The 17,533-nt window shown below is 45.7% G+C and carries 22 protein-coding genes; 1 reads left to right on the top strand and 21 read right to left on the bottom strand.

The window, feature by feature from the left end; translation table 11 throughout:
• The 12 genes from fliN to amrB are packed head-to-tail and all read right to left on the bottom strand — an operon-like array spanning window position 1 to window position 9,430.
• A complete protein-coding gene (gene fliN / locus ACZ424_RS06325; protein WP_464904138.1) occupies window positions 1–468 on the bottom strand; it encodes a flagellar motor switch protein FliN in 468 nt (155 codons plus the stop codon).
• Entirely contained in the window at window positions 395–1,417 is a 1,023-nt protein-coding gene (locus tag ACZ424_RS06320; protein ID WP_464904137.1) for a flagellar motor switch protein FliM, read from the bottom strand. Before ACZ424_RS06320 ends, fliN begins: the two co-directional genes overlap by 74 nt.
• A gap of 8 nt (window positions 1,418–1,425) precedes the next feature.
• Window positions 1,426–2,463 (bottom strand): flagellar motor switch protein FliG, encoded by a 1,038-nt coding sequence (fliG, locus tag ACZ424_RS06315; RefSeq protein WP_464904136.1) that lies wholly within the window; start codon window positions 2,461–2,463, stop codon window positions 1,426–1,428.
• Window positions 2,464–2,469: 6 nt separating this feature from the next.
• On the bottom strand, window positions 2,470–2,976 hold the full coding sequence (locus tag ACZ424_RS06310; protein ID WP_464904135.1) for a YqhA family protein: 507 nt from the start codon (window positions 2,974–2,976) through the stop codon (window positions 2,470–2,472).
• 3 nt (window positions 2,977–2,979) lie between these two features.
• Window positions 2,980–4,350: an ArsB/NhaD family transporter gene (locus tag ACZ424_RS06305; protein WP_464904134.1), complete on the bottom strand. Its 1,371-nt coding sequence runs from the start codon at window positions 4,348–4,350 to the stop codon at window positions 2,980–2,982.
• Window positions 4,350–5,912: a DNA repair protein RecN gene (locus tag ACZ424_RS06300; RefSeq protein ID WP_464904133.1), complete on the bottom strand. Its 1,563-nt coding sequence runs from the start codon at window positions 5,910–5,912 to the stop codon at window positions 4,350–4,352. The genes ACZ424_RS06305 and ACZ424_RS06300 overlap by 1 nt, the downstream gene beginning before the upstream one ends.
• A 1-nt stretch (window position 5,913) precedes the next feature.
• A complete protein-coding gene (yihA, locus tag ACZ424_RS06295; RefSeq protein WP_464904132.1) occupies window positions 5,914–6,498 on the bottom strand; it encodes a ribosome biogenesis GTP-binding protein YihA/YsxC in 585 nt (194 codons plus the stop codon).
• Window positions 6,498–7,061, bottom strand: a complete 564-nt coding sequence (locus ACZ424_RS06290) for a TlpA family protein disulfide reductase (protein WP_464904131.1) — start codon at window positions 7,059–7,061, stop codon at window positions 6,498–6,500. Before ACZ424_RS06290 ends, yihA begins: the two co-directional genes overlap by 1 nt.
• 1 nt (window position 7,062) lies before the next feature.
• A complete protein-coding gene (trxB, locus tag ACZ424_RS06285) occupies window positions 7,063–7,986 on the bottom strand; it encodes a thioredoxin-disulfide reductase (protein ID WP_464904130.1) in 924 nt (307 codons plus the stop codon).
• 3 nt (window positions 7,987–7,989) lie between these two features.
• Entirely contained in the window at window positions 7,990–8,316 is a 327-nt protein-coding gene (gene trxA / locus ACZ424_RS06280; RefSeq protein ID WP_464904129.1) for a thioredoxin, read from the bottom strand.
• Complete coding sequence (locus tag ACZ424_RS06275) at window positions 8,300–8,587, bottom strand: ArsR/SmtB family transcription factor (protein ID WP_464904128.1); 288 nt, start codon at window positions 8,585–8,587, stop codon at window positions 8,300–8,302. The genes trxA and ACZ424_RS06275 overlap by 17 nt, the downstream gene beginning before the upstream one ends.
• Before the next feature lie 39 nt (window positions 8,588–8,626).
• Window positions 8,627–9,430 (bottom strand): AmmeMemoRadiSam system protein B, encoded by an 804-nt coding sequence (gene amrB, locus ACZ424_RS06270; protein ID WP_464904127.1) that lies wholly within the window; start codon window positions 9,428–9,430, stop codon window positions 8,627–8,629.
• A gap of 109 nt (window positions 9,431–9,539) precedes the next feature.
• Between amrB and panD the strand changes: the two genes are divergently transcribed.
• Complete coding sequence (gene panD, locus ACZ424_RS06265) at window positions 9,540–9,920, top strand: aspartate 1-decarboxylase (protein WP_464904126.1); 381 nt, start codon at window positions 9,540–9,542, stop codon at window positions 9,918–9,920.
• Between the two features lie 19 nt (window positions 9,921–9,939).
• On the opposite strand, the gene ACZ424_RS06260 is transcribed toward panD, so the two are convergent.
• Genes ACZ424_RS06260 through ACZ424_RS06220 form a run of 9 tightly spaced genes read right to left on the bottom strand, consistent with a single transcriptional unit; the run spans window position 9,940 to window position 17,527 of the window.
• Complete coding sequence (locus tag ACZ424_RS06260) at window positions 9,940–11,037, bottom strand: inositol-3-phosphate synthase (RefSeq protein ID WP_464904125.1); 1,098 nt, start codon at window positions 11,035–11,037, stop codon at window positions 9,940–9,942.
• Entirely contained in the window at window positions 11,038–11,421 is a 384-nt protein-coding gene (locus ACZ424_RS06255; protein ID WP_464904124.1) for a hypothetical protein, read from the bottom strand.
• Window position 11,422: 1 nt separating this feature from the next.
• On the bottom strand, window positions 11,423–12,118 hold the full coding sequence (gene ybgF, locus ACZ424_RS06250; protein ID WP_464904123.1) for a tol-pal system protein YbgF: 696 nt from the start codon (window positions 12,116–12,118) through the stop codon (window positions 11,423–11,425).
• Complete coding sequence (locus ACZ424_RS06245) at window positions 12,119–13,192, bottom strand: NAD(P)H-dependent flavin oxidoreductase (protein ID WP_464904122.1); 1,074 nt, start codon at window positions 13,190–13,192, stop codon at window positions 12,119–12,121.
• Window positions 13,185–13,679 (bottom strand): 2-thiouracil desulfurase family protein, encoded by a 495-nt coding sequence (locus ACZ424_RS06240; RefSeq protein ID WP_464904121.1) that lies wholly within the window; start codon window positions 13,677–13,679, stop codon window positions 13,185–13,187. The genes ACZ424_RS06245 and ACZ424_RS06240 overlap by 8 nt, the downstream gene beginning before the upstream one ends.
• Window positions 13,660–14,877, bottom strand: a complete 1,218-nt coding sequence (locus tag ACZ424_RS06235; RefSeq protein WP_464904120.1) for a M16 family metallopeptidase — start codon at window positions 14,875–14,877, stop codon at window positions 13,660–13,662. Before ACZ424_RS06235 ends, ACZ424_RS06240 begins: the two co-directional genes overlap by 20 nt.
• Window positions 14,878–15,525, bottom strand: a complete 648-nt coding sequence (gene purN / locus ACZ424_RS06230; protein ID WP_464904119.1) for a phosphoribosylglycinamide formyltransferase — start codon at window positions 15,523–15,525, stop codon at window positions 14,878–14,880. It lies immediately after the preceding gene.
• Complete coding sequence (gene purM / locus ACZ424_RS06225; RefSeq protein ID WP_464904118.1) at window positions 15,522–16,553, bottom strand: phosphoribosylformylglycinamidine cyclo-ligase; 1,032 nt, start codon at window positions 16,551–16,553, stop codon at window positions 15,522–15,524. Before purM ends, purN begins: the two co-directional genes overlap by 4 nt.
• Entirely contained in the window at window positions 16,550–17,527 is a 978-nt protein-coding gene (locus ACZ424_RS06220; RefSeq protein ID WP_464904117.1) for a 3'-5' exoribonuclease YhaM family protein, read from the bottom strand. Before ACZ424_RS06220 ends, purM begins: the two co-directional genes overlap by 4 nt.
• Window positions 17,528–17,533: the final 6 nt, after the last annotated feature.

Here is a 17,533-nt window from a genome sequence, read left to right as displayed (position 1 = left end):
CTACTCCTCAATAAGTTTAAGCCTCTCCTCTGGGGTTATTATCTGAACAATCTCTACTCCATAGTTTTCCTCAACCTGATAGAGCCTACCCTTGGCTACCAACTTTCCGTTAATCTTTACATCTACCGGCTCATCTATGAACCTATCAAGTTCAACAACACTATTTGAGTGAAGCCTTAAAATCTCCTCAAGAGTCAACTTTGCAGAGCCTATCTCAACGCTTATCTCAAGTGGAATGTCCTTTAAAAGCTCAAACTCCTTTTCACAGTTCTCGCCCTTTTCAGACGAAGGAACTCCGGCCTCAGTTTCAGTCTCAGTTTCAGCTTCAGGAGAACCCCCTTGAGCTTTAAGAGCCTCTTCCCACTCTTTTGCAAGGTCTTCCTGATCCTTCTCGCTACTCTCCTGCTGCTTCAGGGCTTCTTCCCACTCTTTCGCTAACTCTTCCTGACTCTTCTCCTCCTCTGCCATTTCCGTCTCCATTTATGAGTTTGTAGATAAGGGCGGCGTATTTATCTTTAACTTTACCCAACTTAGCCAAGAACTTGGGGCTTTCCTCAACGTAGAGCTTAAGAAGATCTTCTTTACCCACTCCCAACTCTATTTTATCGCCTACTCTCCACGAAAGAACGTCTTTCATGTAAAAGACTTTTCTTCCAAGCTCTAAAGAGACTCTCAGCTTGGTTCTAAAGAGTTTCTTCTGCAGGTGTTCCTCCCAAACCGGGTCTCTTTCAGTAAAGAGGGACTCAGAGAAGATGAGCTCTTTTATAGGCATAAAAAGCCCCTGAGGGAAACAGAAGAAGAAAGGAGCCTCATAGCCGTCAATATCCATAGTGCACTCAACGACTATTACCTTCTCGTTGCCTGAAACGATTCTGGCAAGGGCAGGGTTAAGCTCTATTCCTCTTAACTCCAGGCTGACAGGATAAACATCCTGCCACACCTGTTCAAAGGTATCAAGTGAAAGCTTAACCAGGTCTTGAATAACTCTCATTTCAAGCTTTGTAAACTCACGTCCCTCTATTTTAAAGGGCTCTGCCGGACCACCGAACATAACACTGATAATGACAAAGACTAAGCGGGAGTCAAGAATAAAGAGGAAGTTCTCCTTAAACGGCCTCATTGCAACTATGCTGTAACTTGCAGGCATAGGTATCTTTATCATGAACGACTGAAAACGGGTTATGTAAACAGATTCCTTCGTTACCATTCCTATTTGAGGGACAAGACTCCTTACCTTCTCCCTGTAAATCTTGACCCACCGTTCAAAGAGGAGCTCAAGGCCTGGAACGCCCCCTTTCTTTATGTGCTCTACCTGTTCAAAGCCAAAGGGAGCGACCTTTTTCTCCTCTTTTTCCTCTTTATTACCACCACCTAAAAGGGCGTCTATCTCCTCTTGAGAGAGGAACTCCTCAGCCACAAAGCCTCCTAAAGGAGCTCTTCAGAGCCGCCTAACTCTATTTTTCCTTCCTCTGCCAGTTTCTTGATTATAGCAATGACCTTCTTGCGGGCCTTTTCAACATCGGACTTTTTAACAGGTCCCAAAGCCTCAAGGTCTTCAAGGAACATCTGAGCAGCACGTTTAGACATGTTGGAGAGGAACTTGTCAAGGATCTCTTTGGGAGCTCCCTTAAGAGCAAGGAGCAGGTCGTTCTTATCAACAGCCTTAAGAATTTCAATAATCGCCCTGTTGTCAAGCTTGATGATGTCTTCAAACTTGAACATCCTCTCCTCAATGGAGTCTGCAAGGGATGGGTTCTCTTTTCTTACCTCGTCAAGGAGCTCCTGAGCAACCTCTTTCGGCAGGTTGTTGACTATTTCAGCAGCAATGTCTAAACCGCTTAGGGTCTGCTCCTTGCCGGCACCTATACTGGCAAGCTCCTCCTCAAGGGCTTCTGTAACAATCCGTAAGGTTTTCATAGATATCTTTTCAAGCTGGGCAAGCCTCTTTATAACCTCTTCTCTAACGTTTGTAACTCCCAACCTCTTTGGAAGGTATTGAATAACCTCGGCAGCCTTCATAGGGGGAAGCTGAGAAAGGATTATGGCAATTATCTGAGGGTGCTCCTTCTCTATGAGCTTGGCTATAAACTTGGCGTCCATTTTCTTCAGCTCTTCAAAGACAACCTTCCCCGATTCAGAAAGCATTGTCTCCTCAAGGAGCTCCTGCAGCTTATCAGGTGGCAGAGCCTTCTCAAGTAACCTCCTCAGCTCGTCGGGGGCAGTCCTTAAAGGTGCAATCTCGGAGAGCTCGTCGTAGGCCTCTTTTATGACTAACTTAACCATGTCCTTCTTTATGGTTCCCAGAGAGAGAATAGTCTTTGCAACTTTTGTTAGCTCGTGTTCCCTCAAGTTCTTTATTACGTTTACAGCTACGTCTTCAGGAAGGGAAAGAATAAGAATCGCTGCTTTTTGAGCACCGGTAATCCTTTCCGTCCTATGTTTTTCTGTTCCTTTCTGAGCCATAACCTACTAACCTTTCTTGTGACTAAAGTAGAGAGCCAGAGCCAACATCAAAACTCCAGCAGCGAGGTAAAGGGTTTGAAGTGGCGTTTCATACTTAATGTGAATTGCGTATTTAAAGAAAGTAACGATGAGAACCATTAAAACTACTTTTGCAAGCTTCTCTTTCAGGTCGTCTAAGCTGTGAATGGCCAAAATTTTGCTGGAACTTTCGTCGTTTTCCGCTTCGTCTATCTTACTGATAAAGAGTTCATAAAGACCCAAAGAAAAGATGATGAGAACCGTTGCAATGAGGTAGAGGTCTATAGCTCCTACAATAGCCCCGACCAACTCCTCGTGTTCTTCCTTACTCAGGTGAAAACCGTGAGAAAACATACCGTAAATAGGCTCGTAGATCTCGTAAGACGCAACGACGAAAAGACCGAAAGAGGCGAGAAGAGAAAAGAGAACGGCAATTATAACCATCCACCTGGTTCGCCACAGAAAACCTTCAAAAAACCTCTCAATTATCCTCATAACTTAGAATCCTCCAAAAACCGCATGCTCAACGTAAAAGAGGAGAATTGCCGTAATTACAGTAACTGCTGCAACAGGGGTTCCGTACTTCATAAACCTGAAGAAATCTATCTTGTAGCCGCTTCTCTCTGCAATATCGGCAGTCACGATGTTTGCAGAAGCCCCTATCAGAGTAAGGTTACCTCCCAAACACGCTCCAAGGGAAAGTGCCCACCAGAGGGGATCCATAACGTTTCCCATCTGCATCTCCATCCCCTTCAAAACGTAAGCCATAGACATTGTAAATGGGATGTTGTCAACAAAGCCGGAGATAATGGCAGAGACGAAACCAACTAAGATTATCCCCTCGTGGATGTTGTTCCCTATCGCCTCTATAAGCCACTTTGCAGCTATGTCAAAAACGCCGTTAACTTCAAGGGCACCAACGACCATGAAAAGACCCATAAAAAAGATGAGAGTTGTCCACTCAACCTTTTCAAGAATCCAAGCAGGAGAAAGATTGCTTATGAGAGCAAGTATCGTAGCCATCATTAAAGCGATGACTCCGGGTTCAAGGCCAAAATCGTGTCCCACTATAAAGAGAACTATCGTTATTAGAAAAACGGTAACTGACTTCTTCATCAGCTTCCTGTCAAGGAGTTTCTCGTCAACCTTTCCAGAAAGTATATCTTCAAGTTCCTCTGCAGTTGCCTGAGCCTTTAAAAACCCACCCTTAGCCATCATAAAGTGCATAACGGCAAGCCCTAAAAGGAAGGCAAGAATAGCGTAAGGAGCAACCTCTTCAAGGAAATCGTTGAAAGTCTTACCGGCAATACTACCTATAATAATGTTTGGTGGGTCACCGATAAGGGTCGCAGTTCCACCGGTGTTAGAGGCTAAAACGATTGCTATGAGGTAAGGAATAGGGTTGAGCTTTAACCTTTCGGCTATGTTTATCATAACCGGTGTCATAAAGAGAACCGTCGTAACGTTATCAAGGAAGGCGGAAAATAAAGCCGTAAGAAGAGAGAATATCCAAAGAACCCTCGTAGGAGAACCTTTTGTCAGTTTAACAGCCTTTGCAGCAACAAGGTGGAAGAAGCCGCTCTTCCCCATAACTGTAACGATATTCATCATTCCAAAGAGGAGAAGAATCGTGTTCTGGTCTATTGATTCCCAAGCCCTTTCAGGGGTTATAACCCCAATCACAAGGACTAAAGAGGCACCTATGAGGGCTGCTATCGTTCTGTGGAAGAACTTCTCAAGGAGTATCATTGCGTAAGTGAGGACGAAGAGAAGAACTGAAAGTTCAGCAAGCTCTGTTTTGGTTACGTGAACATGAAAAGCCTCTAAGAGTCCCCCTACCGTTTTCGTAGCCTCGGTTCCGTGCTCCATCACTCCTCCCAACTTTTTAGTAGATCCTGAGCCGTTTTTATCCCACTCTCGGTAACCTCACCTGAGAGCATGACGGAGAGCTCTCTAACCACATCATCTCCCTCAAGGAGTTCAACGCTAACGTTCCCAGCAGAGTCTTTCTCCAACTTAAATACTCTATCCGCCGCCGCAACGACCTGAGGCGAGTGGCTGACGGCAAGAACCTGCTGTCTCTCAGATATAGTTTTCAGCTTTTTTGCAACCTTCCGTATTATTTTACCCGACATTCCGGTGTCTATTTCATCAAAGACCATCGTTATTTCTGGAAACGAGATAAAGCTGAGAACAGAGAGTAGGAAACGGGAGAGCTCCCCACCTGAAATGGACTCCGAAAGCGGAGATAGGGGAAGTTTTGGATTTCCGGAAAACAGGAAAGTGACTTTTTCAAGACCGGAAGGAGAAGGTCTGTCAAACTCTTCAAAGAGTATCTCAAATCGGGCACTCTCAAGGCCAAGCTCAGAGAAAGACTCCTTCAAGTATCTCTTTAACCTCTCCGCTCCCTCTCTTCTGCTATTTGAGAGCTCCCCTCCCAAACTGTAAAGGCGACTTTCAAGCTCTTTTACCTTTTTCTCTGACTGTTCAAGCTCAAATGTTATGTTTTCAAGCCTTTCAAGTTTTTCTTTGGCGCTTTTCAAAAAAGAGTTTATCTCGTCGTAGTCTGAACCGTATTTCCTCTTTAAACGCTCTATCTGGTAGAGCCTGTTCTCTATCTCCTCTAAAGAGAACTCCGTCTCCGGCGGCTCAACCTCCCTCTCAATTTCAGAGACGACGCTCTCCAGCTCAAAGTAGAGAGAGTTGAGTCTATCAAGTATCTCAGGGTAAAGAGAACTCCTCTCAAACTCCCTGACAACCTGCGAGATACCGTCAAGGACTGAACCGTCACACTCGTAGAGTAGACAGAGGGCTTTTGAGCGGAGCTCCCTTATCTGGTCAGCCTTTTCTACCTTCTCCTTTAGTTTTCGGAGCTCTTCCTCTTCGCCGGGCTGAAGGTTAACTCTCTCAATCTCTTCAATCTGGAACCTAAGGATGTCAATCTCCCTATCCCTTAACCTCTCTTCCTCTCTGAGCTTTTCAAGGTTTGATAGGGCTTCGGTATACTCTGAGTAGACTTGCCTATATTTTGACAGGAGTTCCCCGTTCTCTGAAAAGGTATCAAGGAGCTGAAGCTGAACTGAAGGCTTTAGAAGAGTTATTCCTTGCCTTTGAGACTGGAAGATGAGAAAAGGAGATACAACCTCTTTAACCCTCTGCTGAGGAACTCTCATACCATTTAGGAAGTATCTAGAACGCCCCCCTGAAACTTCCCGTCTGACACACATTTCCTCACCGTTTAAACAGAAAACAGCCTCAACAAAAGTCCCATCAGAGACGAAAGGAAGACGGTGCCCTAAAAGAAAGTTTATTGAGGAGAGGAGAAGTGACTTTCCCGTTCCGGTTTCGCCAATAATAACGTTAAAGCCCGGAGAGAGAAGAAGTTCCCCTGAAATTGCACCGAAGTTGTGAAGGCGGAGCTCCTCAAGCATATCAAGACTCTACAAAGGACTTTATCTCTTTAAGGAGTCTATCCCTTCCTTCCCTCGTCTTTGAAGAAAAGGGTATAACCTTAACAGACTCGTCTTTAAACTCTTCCTTTACTCTCCTTTCAAGTCTTGCCTTCTCGTTTTTCTTTAGCTTGTCAACCTTTGTCGCAACTACAACGTAGGGAATTCCGAAGAAATCAAGCCACTCTTTCATCTGTTTATCCTTCTCAGTTGGACCCACTCTTGAGTCAACTAAAAGAAAAACACCTTTCAGTCTGTCCCTACCTTTTAGATATCCCTCTATTAGCTCCCTCCACCTCTTCTGCTCCTCAAAGGGAACCTTTGCAAAACCGTAACCGGGAAGGTCAACCAAGAAAAACTTGTCGTTAACTAGGTAGAAGTTAACAGACCGGGTCTTACCCGGTTCAGAACTGACCTTTGCAAGCTTAAAGTTGTTAACGATAGTGTTTAAGAGAGAAGACTTCCCGACGTTTGAACGGCCGACAAAGGCTACTTCGTTAAAAGGAGTCTGGGGAAAGTCTTCAGGTCTATAGACAGTTCTGTATAGTTTAACTTTCTTTATCTTCATTACCCCTCTTTGAGGAGCTGGTCTATAGCCTTCTTAAAGAGGTTCTCGTAAGAGGGAGCGAAACCTACCTCGTAATAGCGGATATATCCCTTCTTGTCTATTATGAAAGTCTGGGGAATTGAATCAAGCCCTGTTATCCTTCCAGCATACTCGTCCCAAGCCTTATCCGTTGACGGCCCCACGAGGTAGCTTACCCCCATCTCCTCAACAAAGGGTTTCAGTTTTTCGGGGGAAACTCCCGTATAGTCAACGGAAAGACCGATAACAACAACCTTTCCGCCGTAGTCCCTGTATATCCTGTCAAGAATAGGCATTTCAGCCCTACAGGGAGGACAGTAAGTCCCGAAGAACTGAACAATAACCACTTTTCCTTTAAAGTCAGAAAGTTGATGAACCTTACCGTTTACGTCGGTAAACGTAAAGTTGTAAGCCTTAACTCCCTGAGATGTGCTTTTACTCTGGGTAGAGCTCTTCTCAACAGGCTTTACTCCGGTAGATTCCTTCTGACACCCAGAAAAGGCCAAAAGAGATAGAACAAGAGTAGCGGTTAGAAGCTTCCTCATCTTAACCTTCCTTCTCTTCAAGGTATTTACTGGCAGACATTGCAGCAACGGCACCGTCAGCAGCAGCCGTTACGACCTGCTTTAACGGTTTGTATCTTACATCTCCAGCGGCAAAGAGGCCGGGAGTCTTAGTCTTCATCTCCTCGTCTGTAACTATGAACCCCTGTTCCGTAGTTTCAACAAGGTGGGCAACTGGAGCAACGTTGGGCTCGTTCCCGATAAAGATAAAGACGCCGTCTACGGGAAGAACGCTCTCCTCACCTGTAACTGTATCCTTCAGCGTCACAGACTCAACAAAGTCCTTTCCGTTAATAGAAACAACTACCTTGTTAAGAATCGGTTCTATCTTCTCGTTTCTCTTCACCCTATCCTGAATTATCTTCACAGCCCTAAACTTATCACGCCTGTGTATCAGGTAAACCTTACTTGCAAACTTCGTTAAATACAGAGCTTCCTCAAGGGCAGAATCTCCACCGCCGACAACTGCAACGGTTCTATCTTTAAAGAAGGCACCGTCACAGACGGCACAGTAGGAAACTCCCCTTCCTACAAACTCAGCCTCTCCCGGAACGTTAAGCTTCCTTGGAGTTGAACCTGCAGCCCAGATGAGAGCCTTTCCCCTAAACTCCTCTCCTCCTGCCTTAACAACAAACAGGTCTCCGTCTAAGTCAACCGATTCTACCGGTTTTCCGTTCTCTATTTTGGCTCCGAACTTCTCTGCGTGCTGTCTAAACTTTTCAGAGAGCTCAAACCCCGTAATCCCATCGTAGAAACCGGGGTAGTTCTCAATCATCTCAGTTATAAGGAGTTGACCGCCTGGCATCATCTGGTCTAAAACGAGAGTGTCAAGCTGAGAACGACCGGCATAAATGGCGGCAGCCAGCCCTGCAGGGCCAGCTCCTACTATCAGAACATCTTTTACCATTGTTTACTCTCCAAGAACTCTCTGAATCATGTTTTCAAAAACGGCCTTTGGCTGAAGACCAACCTTAACGTCTGCAACGTCTCCGTTTACAAAGAGCATAACTGTAGGAATCCCTCTAATGCCATACTGCATTGCAACCATCGGAAGCTCATCTGTGTTAACCTTAACAACCTTAACCTTTCCAGCATACTCCTCAGCAAGCTCATCTATTGTTGGAGCGAGCATTCTACAGGGTCCACACCAAGGTGCCCAGAAGTCAACCAAAACGGGGATATCGGACTGGAGAACTTCCCTTTCAAACTCTTCTACCGTCCTAATCTCTTGAGCCATTATCAACCTCCTCTTTTAAAAGTTGCATTATTTTAATAACTATCGGCTTTTCTATCCTGTAACAAGTCTTTACTCCATCCTTCCTATGGGAGATAACTCCTGCAGTCTTAAGTATGTTAATGTGCTGGGAAACTGTAGGCTGCGGGACATTTAACTCCTGCCAAATGTCCTTTACGCACTTCTCTCCGTCTGAAAGGTATTCAACTATCTTTACCCTTGTTGGGTGAGCAAGGGCTTTAAAGATTTCAGCTAACTGCTCCTCCTTCCCCAAAAACTCCTCCTCTCAAAGTTTGAGCGAATTGTATCATAGTTAATATATGATGATTCCTGCATACCCTACAACCTGACTATAATCTCCGGTTACATCTCCTGAAGTCCTATACATAACAAGTTCAGCTCTGTTAGCTCCTAAGAGTTTAGCTGCAACGATGCCGACTGTAGCCGGAATGACGCCGCACATTGAGATGTTGTAGGAGTGGACCCTTCTGTAGAGCTCTTCCGGATCAAGATTCAGTATAGGATCTATCGCAAGTGAGTCTAACTTCTTAGCTGTTGACTGAGAGACGTAATGGGAAAAGTCTGTACTGATAACTATCAGAGAGTCTCTACCATTTAAAACTTCCGAAAGGGCTTCCCCTGCAGCAACACAGTCTGAGTAGGAAAGGTGCTGAAAGACTATGGGAACGATTGACAGGTCTTCCCGGTAGCCTGAACAGTGTTGAAGGAAAGGAACTTGAACTTCTAAAGAGTGCTCGTAGATGTGTGCAGTAGTGTTGGGCTCGTAAGGGTAGTGTTCAATAAGCTCAGAGGCAATCTCGCTGTTTACAGGAACCTCTCCCAAAGGTGTAAGCCATACGCCCTCTGGGAATACTGAAGCAGGTTTACCAAGGCCTGTATGGTTTGGTCCCATAACGACACAGTTTGAAGGCACTACAACCCTACTGTAAGTCTCTCCTGCGACTTTACCCGAGTAGATGTATCCTGCGTGGGGAACTACAACGGCCTTTGCCTTCACTTTTGGGAGCTCCCGCCTGCAGAAAGAGTCTAAAAAGAGGCGGAGCTCTTCAGCCGTTCCCGGGTAGAACTGACCTGCTACTGCCGGATACCTTACCATCTCTCCCTCCTTTAACCGTTGTCTTTCCGTTTCTTAAATATAGTTATCTTTCTTCGGAAATTACTTCAAACTATATTTAGGGTTGCAAACTCCCGTTAAGGAGTAGTAGATGAGAAGGATAATGTTTAAGTCTAAAATCCACAGGGCTACCGTAACCGGAGCAGACCTTAACTATGAGGGAAGCATAACGATAGACAGTGAACTGTTAAAGCTTGCCAACATTTATCCGTACGAGAAGGTTGACATATACAACGTAACAAACGGTGAAAGGTTCTCAACCTACGTAATACCGGGAGAATCGGGAAGCGGTGAGATCTGCCTCAACGGAGCAGCTGCCAGGAAAGTTCAAAAGGGGGATATCGTAATAATCGTAAGCTACTGTGAGCTTACAGAAGAGGAGATTAAGGATTTCTCTCCAACTGTTGTTCTTGTTGACGAGGAGAACAGACCAATTAAGGTAAGCAGAACGTCCGGCGGACTTTTAGTTTAAAGGGGCACAAAGCCCCAAACTACCTTTCAATTTCACCGGCAATAAACTTATCAACTAACTCTTTTGCCTTCCAGTCCGGATACTGAACAGGGGGATGTTTCATAGTGTAGGAAGAAATTGAGTAGAGAGGGCCTGAAATTCTCCTGTCCATTGCCAGTTTTGCACACCTTATTGCATCTATTGCAGAACCAGCGCTGTTTGGAGAGTCCTCAACAGAGAGTTTTAGCTCTATATACATAGGAACATCACCAAAGAGCCTTCCCTCAAGCCTTATGTATGCAATTTTGTTGTCCTTAAGCCACGGAACGTAGTCGCTTGGGCCGATGTGGATGTTGTCCTTGTCAATGGGGTAAGGTATTAAGGAGCGGACGGCCTCTGTCTTTGAAACTTTCTTTGTTTTAAGTCTCTTCCTCTCAAGCATGTTGAGGAAGTCTGTATTACCACCAAAGTTCAGTTGGTAGGTTCTGTCAATCGGAACTCCCCTATCAGCCATAAGGGTTGCGAGAACCCTATGGGTTATTGTTGCTCCAACCTGGGACTTTATGTCGTCTCCAACTATCGGAAGCCCCTTCTCTTTAAACTTATTTGCCCATTCTTCGTCTGAAGCAATGAACACGGGAATACAGTTAACAAAGGCGCAGCCGGCCTCTAAAGCACACTGAGCGTAGTAGCGGGTAGCCTCCTCAGAGCCTACGGGAAGGTAGTTAACAACAACCTCTGCTCCGCTCTCCTTAAGGACTTTAACAACGTCAACGGGCTCCTTATTTGCAGGAACAAAACGTTGGTCTTCAGGGTATTCAAGCATGTGCTCTGCAAAGCCGTCCATTACAGGACCCATCTGGACTTCAACGCCCATCTCCGGAATGTCCGGATAGAAAACCTTAGTGCAGTTTGGTTTTTCAAATATCGCCTTGCCTACGTCCTTTCCAACCTTCCTTGCGTCTATATCAAAGGCAGCAACAACCTCTATGTCCCAAGGTTTATAACCGCCAATGTCGTAGTGCATAAGACCGGTTATCTCTTCCTTACTTTTGTTTCTGTAGTAGTAAATTCCCTGAATGAGAGAGCTTGCACAGTTCCCAACTCCCACAACGGCTAACTTTACCTTCTTAGACATCTACTCTCCTCCCAACCGGTACTTTTTGGAGAGCTCCTTAAACTCTCCAATCTTCCTCTCCAACAGGTCTAAAATGGGAACCATCTCGTCAACTATTTTCGGAAAGTTCTTAGCTAGAGATTCTACTACATTTTGAATAACCTGTTCCCTCTCCTCTTCCGATAGGTAGCTCCTGTTCTTAAGTGCATCTTCAATCAGAGCCATTTCAAGAAGACCTAAGGTAAGGAGAAGAGGGTTAACCTCCTCTGCTTTAAACCGCTGCTTTAAGAACTCAAGAACCTGCTGATAGTTGCTGTCAGGCCTACACCTTCCAAGCTCAAGGTTTACCCAAAGATCTGCAGCCCTACAGGCAAGCCCTTTTATACCTTTCTCATCAATCTCCATCTTACTGCTCCAGCTCCATTAGTTTTACTTTGGCTATACCAGCTTCAGGCGTTCCCGGGTATTTCTGAATTACTTCCCGAAGGATCTGCTTAGCCTTGTTCATGTCCCCCATTCCCCTGTAACACAGAGCAAGCTTAAGCATTGCGGCAGAAACTTTGTTCCCATTTGGGTATTTATCTATAACCTGCTGGAAATATTTAGCTGCAGTTTCGTAGTCGTTGTGGGAGTAGTAAATCTCCCCTATCCAGTAGAGAGCGTTGTCTGCAAGGTCGCCGTCTGGATACTGCTGAACCAACTGCTGGAAGAGCTGCTGAGCCTTGTCAAAGTCTCCTGATTCCATAGCGTTAAAGGCCTGCCTGTAGAGGTCTTTAGCACCCATCTGTACTACAGGCTGAGGTTGTTTTTCCTGCTGCCCGGTGTGCGGAGCTCCTACCGTAACCTGAGAAACAATGCCCTTTACCTGTTCAACTTCCTTCTTCAGGTCGTAGATGTTCTGTTCGTTCGTGGCAACCCTGTCCTCTACCTTTGAAACCCTCTCTTCAAGGCCGGTTATCCTCCTTTTGTTCTGGGAAACTTTAGCCTTTAATGCTTCAACTTCAGCCTTCAGAGAGGAAACGTCAGTTGTAGTCTGCTGACCAGTGGTTGCACAACTGAAAGATGCAACAGACAATATGGCTATTCCAACGAGCTTTCTCATCTACTCCTCCCCGAAATTAAGGTTTTTCCTTTCAAGTTCTGCCTCACACTCACTGACCAACTCGTCTATAAGCTCTTTAACGCTGTACATCCTGTTAACCCTTCCGACGTTACTTCCTGAGAAAACAAGCCCCCTCTCTACGTCTCCGGAAACGGACTTAAGAAGAACGTCTGCAATACAGTATATAGAATCCTCACCAGAACAGGTTTTTAAACAGTTAAACGGGCACTTGTGAGGAATTTTTCCTTCCTTCTCAAGCCTTTCAGTGAACGGGTTTCTGACGGCGTGGGCGGGCATTCCAACTGGACTTTTTATGTAGATAGAGTCTTCGGGCTTTGCCTTTATAATGTAGTCCTTGAACTCCTGTGCAGCGTCACACTCGTAGGTTGCTATGAAGCGGGTGGCGATCTGAACCCCTTTTGCTCCCATCTCAAAAGCCCTTGCCATGTCCTTTCCGTCAAATATTCCGCCGGCAGCTATAACCGGAATGTCAACAGCCTCAACAATAGAAGGAAGAACGTCCCACAAGCTCTCCATCGTTCCAAGGTGTCCGCCGGCCTCCCCACTCTCAACGATAACTGCCGCTGCCCCTAACCTCTCTGAAAGCTTTGCACCCTTTGGGGTTGCAACTATCTCTATAAGGGGCATGTCAAAAGTGTTACAGATTTTAAATACGTCCTTCCCAAAGCCTGCTCCCTGAATTATCAGGTCTGCCCCGGCGTCTATCGCCGTCATGAGGAGCTCGTAGAAGTGGGTTAAAGCGTACATTATATTCACGCCGATTATTCCGTTAGGGGCAAGCTCCTTTGCTTTCCTTATCTCCTCTGCAAGCTCGTGGGCGTAGTGGTAGGGTTTTAGACCAACGCTCTCTACGTCTATTCCCTTACAGGTCGTTTTTTTAGGCTTTGACCTGTCCTTTTCGTGAAGGAGAACTGCCGAAATTACACCTATTCCCCCTGCGTTTGCAACTGCAGAGGCAAGTCTGTGAAGGGAAACTTTTGCCCCCATTCCACCCTGAATTATGGGGTATTTCAGCTCAAGGTGTTTGATTCTGAGTTTCGGAAGTCTACTCATTAATCTCCTCTACCAGTTTTTCTAAACTTTCTCTATCATCTGAAGACAGAATTTTAAATCCTTTAGAACTTAAAAGTGCAGCCGTAACGCCCATTCCCTCCTTAAGTTCGTCACTCTCAAACCTGTAAATTCTCTTTACCCCACAGGATGGGCTCTTCTCCTTTAGAATACAAGCTACGCAACTATCTCTTAAGAGCTCTGCTGCGTAAAGGGTTTCGTAAGCTCCCTTTAAGAAGTTCTCCGTTACGTCTAAGTTAGAACCGTCAACCGTTTTAACCCTTGCCTTTCCGGAGATTACCTGAAACCCATCTCCCTCTGTAATCTTTGCAGGAGACCTCGGTGTTGGAAGCCCTCCCAACTGCTCCGGACACAGCGGAACGACAACTCCTCTTCTAAAAAGTTCAACTATCAACGTGTTTCTGTTGTTTCCACCGTTATACTTGCAGTTGATACCTAAAAGGCAGGCGCTAACTATTACTCTCTTCATCCTTTACAACAACCTCGTGGAACGGTTCACTTGATACTCTTTCTGCAACCTCTAAAATATCCTCTAATTTAACGTTTTCTATCTCCATAAAGAAATTCTTATCGTATCCGTATCCCCTTCCCAAAACTTCCCAGAAACCTAAATACCATGCCTTCTTTCCCCTTGTTTCGTGGTCAAGAAGGTAAGTCCCTCTAAAGTACCGTTTTCCCCTTTCTACAAGATCTTCAGTTAGAAGAGAGGGAATACGGGAGATTATCCTGCGGAGCTCCTCCCTTACGGCCGCCTCTTTCTCGGGGGAAGTTCCTATGTAAACGAGGAGCCTTCCGGTGTTTCTCCTTGAAGAATACAGGGAACCGGTTGAGTAGGCAAAGCCCCTCTTTTCCCGGAGCTCCTGAAACAGAAGAGAACCTATTCCCTCTCCCAAAACTGTGTTCAGGAGCTTGTAAACCGGGTATTTCGGGTCTAAAACTGAAGGGGCGTTGAGGGCGACGAGAATAAAGCTCTGGGCTGAACCTTTCCTGTGAACAGACTCTGTTTTAGACTCAGTTATAGGGCAGTCAAACTCTTCAATTTTTACCGGTTTAAGGGAAATATCCTCAAGCTCTTTTAAAACAGCATCTATATTTTCTAAGTCTCCACAGAGGGAAACAGTAGAACCTTCAGGTATAAAGACCGTTTTAAACCAGTCTGAACAGCTGTCAACGGTAAGTGACGAAACGCTCTTCTCACTTCCGTAGGGCATCTTGCTGTAGGGAACTCCCCTGTAAGTCATCTTCATCAAGGTCTCGTAGGCAAGGGTGAAGGAATTTTCCCTTTTTGCCACTATAGAGGCCAGAAGGGAGCTCTTTTCAACGCTGAAACTCTCCTCCAAAAATCCGGGGTTTAAAATGGTTTCGGTAAGCAGAGAGACGTAGTCTTCAGAGAATCGGGAAACCGACTGAAACCGAAGCTGAGAGTAGTCAACAGACACCTCAGGAGAGAACGGCGTCCCCATCTGTTCCTGAAACGAGTAAAAGTCTTCGGCCGGTCTCTTTAAGCTCCTCTTAAAGGCCGTTCTAAGGGTCAGTAGAGTTATCCCTTCAACTCTGTCTAAAGAAGACCCTCCCGGCATAAAGAGCGTCCCGGCAAGTATTTCAAACCCTTTTTCTTCCTTCAGTAGAACCTTAAGGCCGTTTGAGAGCTCTAAAACCTCAACCATTTAAAAGTCCTCTAATGCAGGAACTACTGGCAGTGAGCTGTAATCAGCACCGTCAACTACAACCTTCCTTCCCTCCACTTTGACCCTTCCGTCAACGAACCACTTAACGGCCTGAGGGTATATCCTGTGTTCCCACTTTAAGACTTTATCGGCCAAGGTTTCCGGAGTGTCTTCAGGAGAAACCGGAACGGCAACCTGAACCACAATTGGACCCGTATCTACTCCCTTATCAACGATGTGAACCGTAGCTCCCGATACCCTTACTCCGTATGTAACCGCCTGCCAGTGGGGTTTAAGGCCGGGAAACGAAGGAAGGAGAGATGGATGAATGTTTAAAATCCTGTTGGGAAAAGCCTCAACGAACACATCGGAAACTATCAGCATATAGCCTGCCAAACAGACTAAGTCCACCTTCAGGTGTTTAAGAATCTCAACCAGTCTCCCGTCGTAATCCTCACGGCTCGTAAAGGAAAACGGATCAACGAAGAGCCAGTTAATCCCCAACCTCCGGGCTCTCTCAACGGCACCGGCGTTTCTCCTGTTTACAATAAGGGCTACCAACTCTCCCCTTATTTTCCCGTTTAAAAAAGCCTTTGCTATGGCTTCAAAGTTGCTTCCCCTTCCGGAAGCCAAAACGGCCACTCTCACTCTATAACTACCCTCCCTTCCCCTTCTGTAATCTCGCCAATTCTGAAGACCTTTTCGCCGGAGCTCTCAAGGACTGAAACCGCCTTATCAATATCATCGGGAGAAACTATGACGGTGTAGCCTATACCCATGTTAAACGTTTTGAACATCTCCTCTTCCGGAACGTTCCCCTTCTCCTGAATAAACCTGAAAACTTCCGGAACTTCCCAAGAATCTTTCTTAACAACGGCGTTAACGTTCTTCGGAAGAACCCTTACAAGGTTTCCCGGAATACCACCGCCGGTAATGTGTGCCATTCCCTTAACTTTTACCTCTTCAAGCAAGGAAAGAACGCTCTTTATGTATATCCTTGTAGGAGTCAGAAGAACCTCGTAAACTTTACCGTCCAACTCCTTTACGTAATCGTCAACTTTAAACCCCAAGATCTCAAAAAAGAGCCTTCTTACAAGTGAATAACCGTTGCTGTGAATACCGGAAGAGGCCAAACCTAAAACAACGTCACCCGGTCTTATCTCCTCTCCGGTTATGTAGTCTTTCTTATCAACTATGCCTACAACAAAGCCTGCAAGGTCGTATTCACCTTCCGGGTAGAAGTCCGGCATCTCCGCCGTTTCTCCTCCTATGAGGGAGCAGCCTGCAATTTCACACCCTCTGGCTATTCCCTTAACGACGTCTGCGGCAACGTCAACAGAGAGCTTACCGGTTGCAAAGTAGTCTAAGAAGAAGAGGGGCTTAGCTCCAACTGTAAGGATGTCGTTGACACACATCGCAACGAGGTCTATTCCGACCGTATCGTGGATGTTTGCCATTTGGGCAACCTTCAGCTTCGTCCCAACCCCGTCAGTTCCGGAGACGAGAACGGGCTCTGAGTAACCGGAAGGAAGAAGGTATCCCGCCCCAAACCCGCCAATTCCGGCTAAAACGTTCCTGTCAAAGGTTCTCTTCGCATACTCTTTTATCCTGTCTACAAGTCTTTCTCCAGCTTCTATGTCAACTCCGGCATCCTTATAGGTTAAAGGCTTCTTCATTCTAAATCCTCCCCATAGTCTATTTTACCGTCAAAGAAGATTGGGACTTCGTAGGCAAAGTGGCGCTTAGTCCACCCCTTCTCTCCTCCGAGCTCCCTCTCAATGAACTCCTCAAAACCTTTTACCTTTGAGTCTAAGGCGTCTGCGTAGGCAAGGGCAACCGCCTCAAGGGTCTTGGGCTTCTTTGGAGAGCCGTGTTCATACTGGCCGTGGTGGGAAAGGATACAGTGGAGAAGTTTTGTCTTTAAATCTTTCGGGAAACCTTCAATCTGGGAAACTTTAAAGGCTACCATCTCGCAGCTCATATAGAGGTGTCCTAATAGTATTCCTTCGTTTGTCCTGTCTATAGCCGTTTCTATACTGTACTCGTAAACCTTACCGATGTCGTGGAGTATTGCTGCCGTTATCAATAAATCCCTGTCTATGCTTTTGTAACGCTTGGCAACAACTTCACATACATCAACAACTCCTAAAGTGTGCTCCAAAAGGCCGCCTATACAGGCGTGGTGGATGGTTTTTCCGCCAGGAGCCCTGAGAAACTTCTCAACGAACTCATCGTCGTAGAAGAAGCTCTCTAAGAGCTTTTTAAGGTATTCGTTTTGAACGGAGTCTATTATCTCTAATAGCTCTGTAAACTGCTCCTCTATGGAGAACCTGCTCTCACTGACGAACTTCTTCGGGTCGTATTCTCCTTCAGAGGCAATTCTTATATCAGTAAGCTTAGGTTGCAGGTTACCGTTAAAGTATTCAACGTTTCCTTTAACAAAAACAACATCTCCCTTTTTAAAAACGGTTAAGTCGGCACCTTTAGGAGGTTTCCACCATAGGGCTTGGAAAGTCCCTGTTTTATCCGACAAGACAAGCCTCAGGAAGGGCTCCCCCGTTCTGTGTTTTTTTATCTCTACATGTTCAACAACGAAGTAGCCTTCAAAGGGAGCCCCCACCGGCAACTTATAAACTTCTCTGACAAACACAACTTC

Source organism: Thermovibrio ruber, assembly GCF_055380895.1.
This window is presented reverse-complemented; position numbering and strand designations above follow the sequence as displayed.